This is a genomic window from Buchananella sp. 14KM1171 (assembly GCF_041380365.1).
GTDB classification, from domain to species: Bacteria; Actinomycetota; Actinomycetes; order Actinomycetales; family Actinomycetaceae; genus Buchananella; species Buchananella felis.
Map to the genome: position 1 here is coordinate 989,443 of NZ_CP159981.1, position 14,779 is coordinate 1,004,221.

The window sequence follows — 14,779 nt, forward strand, 5'->3', positions numbered from 1 at the left end:
AATGCTCGAGTTCGACGTCACCATCGAGATTCCCAAGGGCAACCGCAACAAGTACGAGGTTGACCACGAGACCGGTCGCATCCGCCTGGACCGCATGCTGTTCACCTCCACGCGCTACCCGGACGACTACGGATTCATCGACAACACCCTGGGCGAGGACGGCGACCCGCTGGACGCCCTGGTGCTGCTGGAGGAGCCCACCTTCCCCGGCTGCCTGATCCGTTGCCGCGCCCTGGGCATGTTCCGCATGCGCGACGAGGCCGGCGGTGACGACAAGGTGCTGTGCGTCCCGGCCTCCGACCAGCGCGCCTCCTGGCGCACCGACATCGAGGACGTCTCTGAGTTCCACCGCCTGGAGATCCAGCACTTCTTCGAGGTCTACAAGGACCTGGAGCCCGGCAAGTCCGTGGAGGGCGCCTACTGGACGGGCCGCGAGGAGACCGAGGCGGAGATCCTGCGCTCCTACGAGCGCTTCCGCGAGGCCGGCCACCAGGCCCACTGAGCTAACGCAAACGCCTTGGGGCGGGAGGATGATTCCTCCCGCCCCAAGGCGTTTGCGCGCTTAGTACCGGCGTCGGCGCCGGCCGGGGGCTGCTAACCGACCCTGCCGCCGTAGGGCATGATGCCGCCGGAGTAGTACAGCGGGATCTCGGTGACGTAGGCGCCCGGCTGGGGGGCGTGGATGATCATGCCGTTGCCGGAGTAGATGGCCACGTGGTAGACGCCGGAGCGGGTGCCGTTGGAGGACCAGAACACCAGGTCCCCGGGCTCCAGCGCGCTCAGCGGGACGCGCGTGGTCTCCGCGTACTGCATCCGGGAGGAGTGCGAGAGCCAGTAGCCCTGGGAGCCCCAGGCGGCCTGCACCAGGCCGGAGCAGTCGTAGCCGGCCATGGAGTCTCCGCCCCACACGTAGGGCACACCGATGGCGTTGCGGGCGAACTGCACCGCACCCCAACCGTTGCCGTTGGACACCGGCGGAGGGGGCGGCGGGGGCGGCGCGGGCTCGGCCGGCGGAGGCGGGGCCCACGTGGAGCCGCCGCCGTCGGAGCTGCCACCGGAGCCGCCGTCGGAACCGGAGTTCTGCTCGTTCTCGCGCCGCTCGGCCTCCTCGCGCTCCTGCCGCTCACGCTCCTCGCGCTCCAGGCGTTCGCGCTCCTGCCGCTCGGCCTCCTCGGCCTCCGCCTGGCGGCGGGCCTCAGCCTCGGCCTGCTCGCGGCGGATGCGCTCGTTTTCCTCGTCGCGCTGGCGCTCCAGCTCTGCGGTGGTGCCGCGCTGGGTGGCCAACTGGTTGAGAACGTTGGTCTTCTCCTCGTCCAGGGCGGCTTCCTGCGCCGTCAGGTCGCTGGACTTGGCCTGCGCCTGCTGGAAGCGGGTCTCCACCTCGGCGGTGGCCAGGCTCTGGGCCTCCTCCGCCTCCACGGCGCGGCGTTCCAGGGTGGTGGCCGCCTGCTCCAGGGCGTTGTAGCTCTGCACCTCGGACTCGGCGCGCGTACCCAGGCGGTCCACAGCGGCCGCCTTCAGGTCGATCTCCGTCAGGCCCCCCTCGGTGAGGTAGGGCTCGAAGGCGGTCAGCGAGCCGCCGCCGTTGCGGTAGGCGTTGGCGGCCACCTGCGCCAGGCGGGAGCGGGCGGTCTGCTCCTGCTCGCGGGCGGCGGAGGCGGAGTTGCGGGCCTCCTCGGCCACCCTCGTGGCCGCGTCCAGCTGGTCGCGGGCGAACTGGTAGTCCTCTGAGGCGATCTGCACCTCCAGCTGCGCGGCGTCGCGGCGCGCGGAGATGTCGATCAGCTGCAGTTCCAGGGAGGCGACGGAGCCCGCCAGGGTTGCCTCCTTCTGGCGGGATTCTTCAATATCGGAGTCGCTGGGGGCGGATTGCGCCACCGTGGCCAGGCCACCGATCGCAAGGACCGCAGCGATTACGGACGCCGCAACGCGTCGCGGTCGCCGAGCCAGCATTTGCCTCATCGAGTTCCTCTAACGTGAATCAGAAAACACCCCGGGGCACAAAACCCTCTCCCTCAGGTCGAGGTTCAGGTTAGCGCAGTGTGGACGCTCCGCGCCCGAACGAGACTCGAATCACGGCGATTGCGGGGTGAAAACGTAGGCGCGCCGCCCCGCCCTTCCAAGCCCCGAACACGGTATAGAGCGGCGCGCCCCGGGGCATTACCCTGGGCGGCGTGACTCCCACTGCGCAAGACCCCCAGGGCTGGGGCTTTACCACTCGTCAGATTCACGCCGGGCAGGAGCCCGCCCCTGGTAGCGGCGCGTGCGCGCTGCCGATCTACCAGAGCGCCGCTTTTGTCTTTGACTCAGCGGAACAGGCCGCCGCCCGCTTCCGGCTGGAGGACGGCGGCCCCATCTACACGCGGATCGGCAACCCCACCCTGGACGTGGTGGAGAAGCGCATCGCGAACCTGGAGGGGGGCGTGGGCGCCCTGCTGACCTCCTCCGGGCAGGCGGCGGAGAGCCTGGCCATCTTGAACCTGGCGCGCGCCGGGAAGAACGTGGTGGTCTCCCGCTCCATCTACGGCGGCACCCGCAACCTCTTCACCAACGTGCTCCCGCAGTACGGCATCACCGCGCACTGGGTGGAGGACTCCCAGGACCCCGACTCCTGGCGGGCCGCGGCCGATGAGAACACGGTGGCCTTCTACGGCGAGACCGTGCCCAACCCGACCGGCGACGTCTTCGACATCGAGGCCGTGGCGAACGCCGCCCACGCGGTGGGCGTGCCGCTCATCATGGACAACACGGTGGGCACCCCCTACCTGATCCGGCCCTTCGAGTACGGCGCGGACATCGTGGTGCACTCCGCCACCAAGTACCTGGGCGGCCACGGCTCCACTATCGCGGGCGCGATCGTGGACTCCGGCAACTTCGACTACTCCGCCTCCCCGGAGCGCTTCCCCGGCTTCAACGAGCCCGACGCCAGCTACCACGGCCTGGTCTACGCCCGCGACCTGGGCGTGGGCAGCCCGCTGGGAGCCAACCTGGCGTTCATCCTGAAGGCCCGCGTGCAGCTGCAGCGCGACCTGGGCATGGCGCTGTCCCCGTTCTCCGCGTTCCTGCTGGCCCAGGGCATCGAGACCCTCTCGCTGCGCATGGACCGCCACGTCGCCAACACCCACGTGCTGGCGCAGTTCCTGGAGAACCACCCGGCGGTGGAGGCGGTGCACTGGGCCTCCCTGCCTTCCTCCCCCTACTACGAGGTGGCCCAGCGCTACTACCCGCGCGGCGCCTCCGCGCTGTTCTCCTTCGACATCAAGGGCGGCCTGGAGGCCGGGCGCGCGTTCGTCAACGCCACCAAGCTGTTCTTGCACCTGGTCAACATCGGTGACGTGCGCTCCCTGGTGAGCCACCCCGCCTCCACCACGCACTCCCAGCTCACCGAGGAGCAGCTGCGCGCCGCCGGCATCGGCCCGGGTACGCTGCGCCTGTCGGTCGGTTTGGAGGACCCGGAGGACCTGATCGCGGACCTGGAGCAGGCGCTCGCCGCCGGGCAGGCCGCAGCTAAGGCCGCTGGCACCCTCTAGGCCGCCCTCCCGTCACATCCCAGGAGCGAGGTGGAGCGATGAGCAGGCCCGGCCACGACCCCAGCCAGCTGCGCGCGAGCGGCGGCTGGCTGGAGGGCGACCCAGTGGGCAACCGCCAGTTCGCCGAGCTGGGCTGGCTGCGCACCGAGTCCGGCGAGGAGCTGCCCATCCGCCTGGCGTTCGAGACCTTCGGGGAGCTCAACGCGCAGCGCTCCAACGCGGTGCTGGTGCTGCACGCCCTGACCGGGGACTCGCACGTGGCCGGCCAGGCCGGGCCGGGGCACCCGAACGGGCCGTGGTGGCCGCAGCTGGTGGGGCCGGGCCAGGCGATCGACACCGACCGCTACTTCGTGGTGGCCGCCAATATCCTGGGCGGCTGCCAGGGCTCCACGGGCCCGTCCTCGCTGGCCCCGGACGGGCGGCCGTGGGGCTCGCGCTTCCCGCAGTTAACCCCGCGCGACCAGGTGGCGGCGGAGATGCGCCTGGCCGACCACCTGGGCATCTCCCGCTTCCACCTGGTGATCGGCGCGTCCATGGGCGGGCACCGGGCGCTGGAGTGGGCGCTCATGTCCCCCGACCGCGTGGAGAACCTGGTGGTGATCGCCTCCGGGGCGCGCACCACGGCGGACCAGATCAGCTGGGCCTACCCGCAGCTGGCGGCCCTGGAGCTGGACCCGGCCTTCAAAGACGGCGACTACTACGACGCCCCGCCCGGCCAGGGCCCCTACCGCGGTCTGGGGATCGCGCGGGCGATCGCGCACGCCACCTACCGCACTGCCGACGAGCTCAACGCCCGCTTCGGCCGCGTGCCGCAGAAGACGGAGGAGCCGCTCACGGGCGGCCGCTTCGCCGTGCAGTCCTACCTGGAGTACCACGCCACCAAGTTGGCGGTGCGCTTCGACGCCGGCTCCTACCGCACCCTGACCCACGCGATGATTAGGCACGACGTGGGCCGCCGCCGGGGCGGTTACGTGCGCGCCCTGCAGCAGATCGCGGCGCGCACCCTGGTGGTGGCGGTGGATTCCGACCGGCTCTTCCCGCCGGCCGAGTCCCACCTGATCGCCTCCCACGTGCCCGACGCCCAGCTGATGATGCTCTCCTCCCCCTGCGGCCACGACGGCTTCCTGGTGGAGAGCGAGGAGCTGGCCGCCGCGCTGCGGGAGTTCCTGGCCACCGCCCCGCAGTTGGAGCCGGCCCCCCTGCTGGAGCCGGTGGATTTCGCGTCCGACGCTGCCGCCCCGCCCGCCTCAGGGGGCGCCGCCCCGGACGGCGGCGAGGAGAGCTCCACTGCCCGCCTGACCGAGCTGTTCGCCCGCCGCCGCACCTCCAACGCCAGGGGCGGCTGGTACGACACCCGCCGCTGAGCCACCCGAGCCCGGGGCCGGGCCGGTTTCGCTGCGCGTGAGGTGGGGAGGCGGGCGGGAGGAACGTCGTGCAAAGTAGAGGCATGAGCGAGCAGGTGCAGCTGACCGACTGGGTCCCAGACGTGCTGGTGGGATTCGAGCAGTGCGTCATCGAGCTGGAGCCGGATGAGGACACCCCCACCCTGGCCACCCTGGTGCGCCTGGAGGAGGAAAACCAGCCCGAGCAGCCCACCTTCGCGCTCCTGCACATCCACGGCTGGAACGACTACTTCCACCAGGTGGAGCTGGCCCACCAGATCGCCTACATGGGCGGGGCCTTCTACGCGCTGGACCTGCGCAGGTACGGCCGCTCGATCCGGCCCGGCCACCCGCGCGGCTACATCGAGAACATCTCCACCTACGACGAGGAGATCGGCGCCGCCATCGCCCACATCCGGGCCGTCCACGGCGACCTGCCGCTGGTGCTGATGGGGCACTCCACGGGCGGGCTCATCTCCACCCTGTGGGCGCACCGCAACCCCGGCGCCCTGGCGGGCCTGATCCTGAACTCCCCCTGGCTGGAGACGGAGGGCACCCTGGTGGGGCGCACCCTGCTGCACGGCTTCCTGGAGGCCCTGGGCAGCATGTCGCCGCGCTCGGAGTACAAGCTGGCCGTGCCGCCGGACTACCAGGAGCTCAGCGGTCCGTGGCTGGAAAAGTGGGGCGAGCAGCCGGAGTGGGCCAATGACTACCCCAACGACCCGGCACTGGTGGGCTGGGACTTCATCGACGGCTACTGCACCACCACCTACATGATCGCCAGGCCCGGGTGGGCGCGAGCGATCGCGCACGCGCAGATGGAGATCACGGCGGGCGTCAACATCGACTGCCCGATACTGCTGGCCCACTCGCACGCCTCGGCCGCCCCGGACGGCAACGACGTCTCCACCCGCTACGCGGACACCGTGCTGGACGTCGACCTGATGGTGCAGCGCGGCATGCAGCTGGGCGACGAGGTCACCCTGCTGAAGCTGCGCGCCCCGCACGACGTGACGATGGCCGAGCCGCCCGTGCGCGAGCGCCTCTACCGGTCCCTGGCCGCCTGGCTGGTCGGCAACGTGCTGGTGCGCCCCGCCTTCACCCCGCTGCTGGCCGAGGCCGCCAGCGCCCCCACCGCCCCCGCCTCCGGCCTGTACGTGATCTGAACCGCCGGTAACTCAAACGGTTTTGGGGCGCTCGTCCACAACCATCTCGCGCCCCGCCACCGGGTGGGTAATACTTGTTTTGGCTGAATCGAAAGGAGCCAGAATGAACCTCGACGACATCAAGAGCAAGGCCACTGAGCTGAAGGACAAGGCCGCCGAGGCGCTGGGGAGCGACAAGGTAGAGGCCGTGACCGACAAGGTCCTGGACGGCGCCGCCACCGCAGCGGACAAGGTCACCGGCGGGAAGTTCACCGACAAGATCGCCTCCGCCCGCGACGCCATCGACGAGAAGCTGGGCAAGTAAGCGCACGCATTGCCAGCCCAAACCGAGCGCCCAGGTGGAACCACCTGGGCGCTCCCCATTTGGGACTAACCGGGCGCCGTCGCGTTTTCCTCCCCGCGTATGAGCCGCAACGCTCCCGCGATGGCGCATGATTTACCCATAAGAAAGGAGCCAATTCATGAGCTACCCCTCCTACCCGGGCACTCAGCCCGAGCAGCCGAACACCGATCCGTACTCCGCCCCGAGCGGCCAGCCCGCTTACGGCGCCTACGCGCCGGTGGGCTCCGTGCCGGTCAGCCCCGCCCCGGTGGTGACCGCCGGCCCCGTGCCCAAGCGCACCGGCCCAGTCACCATGCTGGTCCTCTCCATCGTTGGACTCATCGTCGCCCCGATCATCATGGTCGTCGGCGTGATGGTGCCGCTCATGGACATCGCCACCACGGCCGTCACGGTCGACTCCGGCGGTCAGGTGCACCTGACTGCGGGCGACAAGATGATCACCCCCGCCCTGGCTGCCGGGAATACCCCGAACTCGGAGAGCCTGATCGCCAGCTGCACCCTGGTGGGTGACAACGGCTCCACCGTCTTCGCCACCCGCATCTCCGGCATGGGCGACCTGCCCATCTACACCGTTCCGGCCGACGGCAACTACCTGGTCGACTGCCCCTACCCGCAGGTCAGCATCATGAAGGCCATCAACCTCGACGCGCTGGGCGAGTTCGTCGCCCCGGTGATCATCGGCATGGTCGTCGGCTTCGTGGCCTTCGTCTGCCTGATCATCTCGATCGTGTGGCTGGTCAAGCGCAACAAGGCGATCAAGCTGGCCAAGCAGGGCGCCTACCCGCAGATGTATTCCTGACGTTTGCGCACGAGTTGTGGGGGCGGGGTTCTACAGAACCCCGCCCCCACAGTCGTTCTCGCGCCGCCCCGCCTGCCGGCGAACACCACGCGCCCGGTGCCCGGCGCCACGCTCGGGGTGCCACGCTCCGGGGTGCCAGGCGCCCGGTGCCCGACGCCCGGCGCCAGCTCAGCGGCTCAGTCGCGTGCTCATCCGGCCAGGCGCGAGCGGAAGAACTCCTGCTCCATCGCCTGGACCCGAGCGGCCTGCGCGTTCGTGGAGGCCCCGCCGTGACCGCCCTCGATGTTCTCGTGGTAGGTCACGTCCTTGCCGGCCCCCAGCATCCGGTAGGCCAGGGTGCGGGCGTGGGCCGGGTGCACCCGGTCGTCCTTCGTGGAGGTGGTGAAGAAGATCGGCGGGTAGTCGGCCTGCGGGTCGAACAGGTGGTAGGCGCTGAAGGTGCGCATGAACTCCCACTGGGCCGGGTCGTCCGGGTCGCCGTACTCCGCCACCCAGGAGGCGCCCGCCAGCAGCGTGTGGAAGCGGCGCATGTCCAGCAGCGGCACCTTGCACACGATCGCCCCGAAGTGGTCCGGGTACTGGGTGAGCATGTTGCCCATCAGCAGGCCACCGTTGCTGCCACCCCAGCAGCCCAGGCGGGAAGCGCTGGTGTAGCCGCGCTCCACCAGGTCCGCCGCCACTGCCGCGAAGTCCTCGTAAGCCTTGTGGCGCTTCTCCTTCAGGGCCGCGGCGTGCCAGCGCGGCCCGTACTCGCCGCCGCCACGAATGTTAGCCACCGCGTAGACGCCGCCCTCCGCCACCCACGTGGCGCCCATGACGGCCGCGTAGCCCGGCAGGTAAGAGACCTCGAAACCGCCGTAGCCGGCCAGGATCGCCGGGGCGCTGGAGTCGGCCACGAAACCGGGCGGGGTCACCACCGTGTACGGGATGCGGGTGCCGTCCAGCGAGGTCGCAAAGTGCTGCTCGGCCTTGTAGCCGGCGGCGTCGAAGTACGCCGGGGCGCTGGCCAGCGCCTCGTATCCCCTCACCTCGCCGCGCTCGCTCAGCCGCAGCACGCCCAGCGTGGTCGGGGTCAGGTAGCCGGTGGCGGTCAGCCACACGTCGTTGCTCTCCAGCGCGTTGACCGGCGCCACGCCCAGCGTGAGCCGCTCGCCCTGCGCAACCGGCACCTGCAGCGCGTGGCCGCGCCACACCAGCTTGGACGACGCCTCACCCGCCGTCCCCTTCGCCTCGCCGCCACTCGCGGCGGCCGACGAATCGGCGGCGCCGGCGGCAACGTCGGCCACCCGGTAGTGCACCTCCAGGCGGGAGGCCACGTCCTCCAGCACGGTCAGCAAGAGCAGGTCGTCGGTACAGGTGTACTGCTCCAGGGCGGCGTTCTGCGTCGGGGTGAAGATCACCGTGCCCTCGCGCGAACCGGCCAGGAAGGCGGGCAGGTCGAAGGCAACCAGCGAGCCGGAGGCCACGTCCAGGTCCCCCACCTGCCAGTCCTCGCGCGTGCGCACGAACAGCACGTCCTTCCACACGCCCAGCTCGTGCACGCGCGGCACGTCGATCCAGGAAATCGGGGCCTCAAGCGGGTCAGGGTAGGCGGCAAAACCGCCCTCCACGATGCCCAGGGAGTGGGAGTAGAAGTTGTGGCTCACCGCGATCTCGTCGCGCACGTAGCCCGGGCGGCGGGAGTGAGACACCCACACGCCCATGTCGCTCTCATCGGCGCGGTAGACCTCCACGGCCTCGCCCATGTCCGTGCCGCGCCGCCACACCGCCACAGTGGTCGGGTAGCCGGAGGTGCTCATGGTGCCCTCGCCCCGGTCGGTGACCAGCAGCGTCGTGTCACCCGCCTCGTCAGCCCAATCCAGGGCGCCCTTCGCCTCGGGCCGGTAGAAGCCGCCCTCCACGAACGAGAGCGTGGTCAGGTCGAACTCGCGGGTCACGTCCGCGTCGCTACCACCCGGGGAGAGGGTGATCAGGGCGCGCTCGCAGGCCGGGCGCAGCACCTGGGCGCCGTGCCACACCCACTTCACGCCCTCGGCCTCAGCCAGCGCGTCCAGGTCCAGCAGCACCTCCCACTCCGGCTCGCCGCTGCGGTAAGACTCCCACGTGGTGCGCCGCCACAGGCCGCGCTCGTGCTGGGCGTCCTTCCAGAAGTTGTAGAGCAGGCCCTCGCGCTCCGCCACCATCGCGATCTTGCGGGTGTCGTCCAGGATCTCGCGGATCTTGGCCTCCGTGGCCTGACAGTGCGGCAGGGCCGCCAGCGCCGCCTCCGAGTGCTCGTTGCGCTGACGCACCCACGCCAGCGCCTCGGGGCCCTCCACCTCATCCAGCCAGGCGATGTCCGCCTCCGGGGCGCTGGACGGCAGCGGGTGGGTGGTGTTCGCGGCGTGCGGGGAATCGGTCACGGTGGGTCCTTCCACATGGTGGGCGTTTGCGGCCGCCTCGAGCCTACCGCCTCCGCGCGGCCCGCCACTCCACGAAAAACCGAGCCCACCCAAACCGCGGCCGCCCGCTCGAGCCGGCTCGAGCGGGCGGCAGTCCGGTGCCGGACCACACCGGGTCGGCTAGTAGGGACGCTGCGGGCGCCACAGCACCAGCGCGGAGCGCGAGGGCGAGCTTGGCGCCGCCTGTGCCCGCCACGGCCGCTGCCGGGCAGCGCTCACCTCTCCCCCAGCGGAGGCCGTGAACACGGCGTGCGACTCACCCGTGCGCTGCCGCAGCCTGACCACCTCCGTGGACAACGCCGCCGCCTGGGAACGCAGCACCGCGTTCTCCGCCTCCGCGCGCTCCAGGGCGCGCTCCAGCTCCAGCACTCGCGCAATGCCCGCCAAGCTGATGCCCTCCGCGCGCATCTCCTGGATCCGCCGCAGGTCCCTCACGTCACTGCTCGAATAGCGCCGCCCCCGCCCGGAAGTGCGGCGCGGGCTAACCAAACCGAGCCGGTCGTATTGGCGCAGGGTCTGCGGGTGCATGCCAGCCAACTCGGCCGCCACAGAAATGACGAACAGTGCGGCGTTAGACGCCGGCTCTGCCTGAGAAAACTGCTCCACCTCTCCACCCCCTACTGTTCGGGGCGGGGGCGGCTAACCGCCCCCGCCCGCGACCTAGCTTTCCGACGCCTTGGGCATCCCCGCACGCACCTGCTGCGCCAACCCCTCGCGGGGGTTGGCCTGTTCCAGCGCCGCCGCCAGATCCCGGGCGTGCTCCGTTGCCTCCCGGTTCATGTCTGCCGGGTAGACAACCGTCACGTCCAGGAAGAGATCGCGCTCGGTGCCCGCCGTGGAGGCGCCACCGCGCACCCGCAGCGTCTGCGGCCCCTTGCCTGCCGGGATCTTCACCCTCGTGGACGTGCCATCCAGCTTCGGCACCTCCACCACGGCCCCCAGCAGCGCCTCGCCCACCGTGATCGGCAGGTCCATGTGCACCCTGCCGTCCACCAGGCGCAGCACCGGGTGCTTCTCCACCGTTACCTTCACGTACAGGTCGCCGGGCTGGCCCCCGCCGGGGGCCAGCTGACCCTTGCCCGGCACCTTCAGCTTCTTTCCGCTGACCACCCCGGCCGGCACGCGCACCGACACGGCGCGGTCCCCCACCTTCAGGTGCACCGTGTCTCCGTTGAGCGCCTGGAAGAAGCCTATGGTGGCGTGGGCGTTAACGTCCGCGCCCCGGCGCGGGGCGTGCGCAGACGCCCCGGCCCCAAAGCCCCCGGGCCCGGCGAATCCGCCCGCCCCACCGGGGCCACCAAAGCCCGCGAAGCCGCCGGCGCCGGCCGCGCCCGCGCCGGCCCCGAACAGGCCGCCCAATATGTCCTCGAAGCCAGCCCCGCCGTTGCCGCCGGTGCTGAAACGCACCCGAGCCCCACCCGGGCCGCCAAACATGCCGCCCAGGATGTCCTCGAAGCCCGCGCCGCCCGGCCCGCCGGCACGGAAGCGGGCCCCACCGCCGTACATCGAACGCAGGGCGTCGTACTGCTTGCGGTCCTCCGCGTTGGACAGGACGGAGTAGGCCTCAGAGATCGCCTTGAAGCGCTCCTCCGCCTCCGGGGTCTTGTTGTGGTCCGGGTGGTACTTGCGCGCCAGCTTGAAGTAGGCGCTCTTAATCTCCTTGTCAGAGGCGTCCTTAGAAACCCCCAACACGCTGTAGAAATCCTTCTCTAGCCAATCCTGACTAGCCATGCTCTCCTCCTCCCTCTAGCGAGGCCACTGGTTCAGTCGTCTATGTTTCGCCGGCGCGCACCGCCCCGTCCTGGGCGGCCCGCCAGCTCGGGCGCCCCATTCCGGGCGGCTCGCCAGCTCGGATGCCCCATTCAGGGCAGCTCCCGCAGCGCCGATCACTCGGGCTGGTGCACCGCCACGCGCGCCGCGCGCAGCACCTTCTGCCCGGCCCGGTAACCCGGCTGAATCACCTGGTGCACCGTCTCCACGCTCACCTCCGGGTGAGGCTGAGCAAACAGCGCCTCGTGCTGAGTCGGGTCGAACTCGTCCCCCGCCGCCCCGAAACGCTCCAGCTCGCACCGGCTGGCCAGCACGTGCTCCAGCTTCTCCGCGATCGCGCCCACCGGGCCAGTCAGGTCGCCGTGCTCGCGCGCCAAGTGGATGTCGTCCAACACCGGCACCAGCGCCTCCAACAGGGCGTGCTCCCCCGCCGCCTTCGCCGCCGCCGCCTCGGCGCGGGAACGACGCACGAAGTTGGAATACTCCTGCGACAGGTTGAAGTGATCCGCCCGGGCCCGCGCCAACTCCTCACGCGCCGCCGCCAGCTGCTCCTCCAGGCTCGGCTCGGCCGGCACAGCGCCCTCCCCGCCGTCACCACTGCAGCAGCCCTCCCCGGCATCCCCGGGCTCACCGGCGCCATCGGCAGCAGCCACGTCCTCGGGCTCACTGCCCGCGCCGACACCAGCCCCGGTCCCGGTCCCAGCCTCGCTGGCCTGGCCACTAGCAGCGGCCGCGGCGGCAACGTCGTCCACCAAAGCGGCCTCGCTCATGGCCTCGTTAATCGCGTCAACCAGGTGCGCGTCAGGCGTCACGCCATCGTTCTCGTTGCTCATAGCTTCCTCCAGGCCGGGGCCGGGCCCCGCGATCCGAATCGAAAAGTTCTCCAGCGGCCAGCCCAGTCAAGCCAGCCGGTGTGGCCGGGCGGCCGGGCCGGGTGGCGGGCACCTAACGGCACCCGCCACCCAACCCGGCGACCAATCAGGCCTTGTCGTCCTCGTCCTCGACGACCTCGGCGTCCACCACGTCGTCATCGGCCGGGGCAGCGCCCTCGGCACCGGCGCCAGCACCAGCGGCGTCAGCCTGCGCTGCGGCCGCAAGAGCCTCGCCGATCTTCATCGACTTCTGGCTCAGCTCCTCCGCGGCGGCCTTGATCGCGTCGGCGTCCGTGCCCTCCAGGGCCGTGCGCACCGCAGCAATCGCGTCCGTCACCTCGGTGGCCACATCGGCGGGAACCTTGTCCTCGTTCTCCTTGAGCACCTTCTCCACCTGGTAGGCCAGCTGCTCGGCGTTGTTGCGAACCTCAGCCTCCTCGCGGCGCTTGCGGTCCTCCTCAGCGTGAGCCTCCGCCTCCTTGATCATGCGGTCGATCTCGTCCTTCGGCAGGGCCGAGCCGCCCGTAATCGTCATCGACTGCTCCTTGCCCGTGCCCTTGTCCTTAGCGGAGACGTGCACGATGCCGTTGGCGTCGATGTCGAAGGTGACCTCGATCTGCGGCACGCCACGCGGGGCCGGGGCGATACCGGTCAGCTCGAAGGTGCCCAGCGGCTTGTTGTCGCGCGCGAAGTCACGCTCACCCTGGAACACCTGGATCAGCACCGAGGGCTGGTTGTCGTCCGCCGTGGAGAACACCTCGCTGCGCTTGGTCGGGATCGCGGTGTTGCGCTCGATCAGCTTGGTCATCACGCCGCCCTTGGTCTCGATGCCCAGGGACAGCGGGGTGACGTCAATCAGCAGCACGTCGGTGCGGTCACCGGCGATCACGCCCGCCTGCACGGCGGCGCCCACCGCCACGACCTCGTCCGGGTTGACGCCCTTGTTGGGCTCCTTGCCGCCGGTCAGCTCGCGCACCACGTCAGAGACGGCCGGCATACGGGTGGAACCACCCACCAGCACCACGTGGTCGATCTCGCTGACCGAGATGCCAGCGTCCGCGATCACGGAACGGAACGGGGCCTTGGTGCGCTCCAGCAGGTCGGCAGTCATCTGCTCGAACTGGGCGCGCGTCAGCTTCTCGTCCAGGTGGATCGGGCCGTTCTCACCCATGGAGACGTACTGCAGGGTGATAGAGGTGGAGGTGGCGGTAGACAGCTCCTTCTTGGCCTGCTCCGCCGCCTCGCGCAGACGCTGCAGCGCGATCTTGTCCTTGGACAGGTCCACGCCGTCCTTCGCCTTGACCTGGCTGACCAGCCAGTCGACGATGCGCTGGTCCCAGTCGTCACCACCGAGGTGGTTGTCACCGGAGGTGGCGCGCACGGAGATGGTGGCAAAGCCGTCCTCGTCCTTGCCGACCTCCAGCAGGGAGACATCGAAGGTGCCGCCACCCAGGTCGAAGACCAGGATCAGCTCGTCCTCCTTGCCCTTCTCCAGGCCGTACGCCAGGGCCGCAGCGGTGGGCTCGTTGACGATGCGCTCCACCTTCAGGCCCGCGATCGCGCCGGCGTCCTTGGTGGCCTGGCGCTCGGCGTCGCTGAAGTAGGCCGGGACGGTAATGACGGCCTCGGTGACCGGCTCGCCCAGGTAGGCCTCGGCGTCGCGCTTGAGCTTGGCCAGGATGCGCGCGGAGATCTCCTGCGCGGTGTAGTTGGTGCCGTCGATCTCGGTCTTCCAGTCGGTGCCCATGTGGCGCTTGACGGAGGAGATCGTGCGGTCGACGTTCGTGACGGCCTGACGCTTGGCCACTTCACCGACCAGGACCTCGCCGGACTTGGAGAAGGCGACGACGGACGGGGTGGTGCGGGCGCCCTCAGCGTTGGCGATGATCGTGGGCTCGCCGCCCTCGAGCACGGCGAGGGCCGAGTTGGTGGTGCCCAGGTCGATGCCTACTGCACGTGCCATGTTTGGCTCCTTTTCTGCTGCGGCTCTTGCCGCTTGGTTGGGCTGCCTCGCATTTCTGCGCGACAGGTTGAGTCAGATGTACTCAATCTTCGAAGTTGAGCCGGAGTGTGTCAATCCGAGTTCGCTCAAAGTTGAGTCTACTTGGCTCAACGTTGGGGAGGGCGAGGCTATTCCCAGCGATGCGCGCAGGAGAGGGTGACGCACATCACTACAATCTCCCAGGGATTGCGCAGGAATCCTTTGGGGTCCCACCAGGCTCCGGTGTCACAGTTGTTCCCGAGGGATGCAGTAGGCGGGGCCGCTCCGGGGAGGGAGCGGCCCCGCCGTTCGTTTGCCCGCGCTGGACCCGCCCCTCTTCCCGGGCCTCTCTTCCTGCGGCGCCCATCCCCGGCCCCCAAGCTCGCAAATGCTGCAACCGGGTACATCCGACCGCTTCGTGCCACGCCCCCAAGCGGTCACACGTACCCCAACCACACACTCGTACGCTCGGTGCCACCCCAAGCGCCCGCAGCC

General features: G+C 70.2%; 12 protein-coding genes. 6 read left to right on the top strand and 6 right to left on the bottom strand.

Features of this window, described 5'->3' with window-relative positions:
* The first annotated feature begins 1 nt into the window (after nucleotide 1).
* Nucleotides 2-502, top strand: a complete 501-nt coding sequence (locus tag ABYF38_RS03910; protein ID WP_371152838.1) for an inorganic diphosphatase — start codon at nucleotides 2-4, stop codon at nucleotides 500-502.
* A gap of 92 nt (nucleotides 503-594) precedes the next feature.
* Here the strand turns inward: ABYF38_RS03910 and ABYF38_RS03915 are convergent, their stop codons facing one another.
* Nucleotides 595-1,953: an NlpC/P60 family protein gene (locus tag ABYF38_RS03915; RefSeq protein WP_371152839.1), complete on the bottom strand. Its 1,359-nt coding sequence runs from the start codon at nucleotides 1,951-1,953 to the stop codon at nucleotides 595-597.
* A 212-nt stretch (nucleotides 1,954-2,165) separates the two neighbouring features.
* Between ABYF38_RS03915 and ABYF38_RS03920 the strand changes: the two genes are divergently transcribed.
* From ABYF38_RS03920 to ABYF38_RS03940, 5 genes are all read left to right on the top strand, one after another.
* Nucleotides 2,166-3,530 (top strand): O-acetylhomoserine aminocarboxypropyltransferase/cysteine synthase family protein, encoded by a 1,365-nt coding sequence (locus ABYF38_RS03920; RefSeq protein ID WP_371152988.1) that lies wholly within the window; start codon nucleotides 2,166-2,168, stop codon nucleotides 3,528-3,530.
* Nucleotides 3,531-3,568: 38 nt separating this feature from the next.
* A complete protein-coding gene (gene metX, locus ABYF38_RS03925; RefSeq protein ID WP_371152840.1) occupies nucleotides 3,569-4,894 on the top strand; it encodes a homoserine O-acetyltransferase MetX in 1,326 nt (441 codons plus the stop codon).
* Nucleotides 4,895-4,977: 83 nt separating this feature from the next.
* On the top strand, nucleotides 4,978-6,078 hold the full coding sequence (locus ABYF38_RS03930) for an alpha/beta fold hydrolase (RefSeq protein ID WP_371152841.1): 1,101 nt from the start codon (nucleotides 4,978-4,980) through the stop codon (nucleotides 6,076-6,078).
* A 103-nt stretch (nucleotides 6,079-6,181) separates the two neighbouring features.
* Nucleotides 6,182-6,382, top strand: coding sequence for an Rv0909 family putative TA system antitoxin (locus ABYF38_RS03935; RefSeq protein WP_371152842.1), 201 nt, complete (start codon nucleotides 6,182-6,184; stop codon nucleotides 6,380-6,382).
* A 157-nt stretch (nucleotides 6,383-6,539) separates the two neighbouring features.
* Nucleotides 6,540-7,220 carry a hypothetical protein gene (locus ABYF38_RS03940; RefSeq protein ID WP_371152843.1) on the top strand — a complete coding sequence of 227 codons (681 nt, stop codon included), beginning with the start codon at nucleotides 6,540-6,542 and terminating at the stop codon, nucleotides 7,218-7,220.
* Nucleotides 7,221-7,408: 188 nt separating this feature from the next.
* Here the strand turns inward: ABYF38_RS03940 and ABYF38_RS03945 are convergent, their stop codons facing one another.
* From ABYF38_RS03945 to dnaK, 5 genes are all read right to left on the bottom strand, one after another.
* Complete coding sequence (locus tag ABYF38_RS03945; RefSeq protein WP_371152844.1) at nucleotides 7,409-9,622, bottom strand: prolyl oligopeptidase family serine peptidase; 2,214 nt, start codon at nucleotides 9,620-9,622, stop codon at nucleotides 7,409-7,411.
* Nucleotides 9,623-9,781: 159 nt separating this feature from the next.
* A complete protein-coding gene (locus ABYF38_RS03950; RefSeq protein ID WP_371152845.1) occupies nucleotides 9,782-10,267 on the bottom strand; it encodes a heat shock protein transcriptional repressor HspR in 486 nt (161 codons plus the stop codon).
* Nucleotides 10,268-10,321: 54 nt separating this feature from the next.
* A complete protein-coding gene (locus ABYF38_RS03955; RefSeq protein WP_371152846.1) occupies nucleotides 10,322-11,392 on the bottom strand; it encodes a DnaJ domain-containing protein in 1,071 nt (356 codons plus the stop codon).
* A 155-nt stretch (nucleotides 11,393-11,547) separates the two neighbouring features.
* The gene (locus ABYF38_RS03960) at nucleotides 11,548-12,264 is read right to left on the bottom strand and encodes a nucleotide exchange factor GrpE (protein ID WP_371152847.1); all 717 of its coding nucleotides are present in this window, start codon (nucleotides 12,262-12,264) and stop codon (nucleotides 11,548-11,550) included.
* A 145-nt stretch (nucleotides 12,265-12,409) separates the two neighbouring features.
* A complete protein-coding gene (gene dnaK / locus ABYF38_RS03965; RefSeq protein WP_371152848.1) occupies nucleotides 12,410-14,266 on the bottom strand; it encodes a molecular chaperone DnaK in 1,857 nt (618 codons plus the stop codon).
* Nucleotides 14,267-14,779 lie beyond the last annotated feature (513 nt).

Bases quoted from the DNA above. Each gene is read 5' to 3' on its own strand.
- ABYF38_RS03910 (WP_371152838.1), top strand. From the start codon at position 2: ATGCTCGAGTTCGACGTCACCATCGAGATTCCCAAGGGCAACCGCAAC.
- ABYF38_RS03915 (WP_371152839.1), bottom strand. From the start codon at position 1,953: ATGCTGGCTCGGCGACCGCGACGCGTTGCGGCGTCCGTAATCGCTGCG.
- metX (WP_371152840.1), top strand. From the start codon at position 3,569: ATGAGCAGGCCCGGCCACGACCCCAGCCAGCTGCGCGCGAGCGGCGGC.
- ABYF38_RS03930 (WP_371152841.1), top strand. From the start codon at position 4,978: ATGAGCGAGCAGGTGCAGCTGACCGACTGGGTCCCAGACGTGCTGGTG.
- ABYF38_RS03935 (WP_371152842.1), top strand. From the start codon at position 6,182: ATGAACCTCGACGACATCAAGAGCAAGGCCACTGAGCTGAAGGACAAG.
- ABYF38_RS03940 (WP_371152843.1), top strand. From the start codon at position 6,540: ATGAGCTACCCCTCCTACCCGGGCACTCAGCCCGAGCAGCCGAACACC.
- ABYF38_RS03955 (WP_371152846.1), bottom strand. From the start codon at position 11,392: ATGGCTAGTCAGGATTGGCTAGAGAAGGATTTCTACAGCGTGTTGGGG.
- ABYF38_RS03960 (WP_371152847.1), bottom strand. From the start codon at position 12,264: ATGAGCAACGAGAACGATGGCGTGACGCCTGACGCGCACCTGGTTGAC.
- dnaK (WP_371152848.1), bottom strand. From the start codon at position 14,266: ATGGCACGTGCAGTAGGCATCGACCTGGGCACCACCAACTCGGCCCTC.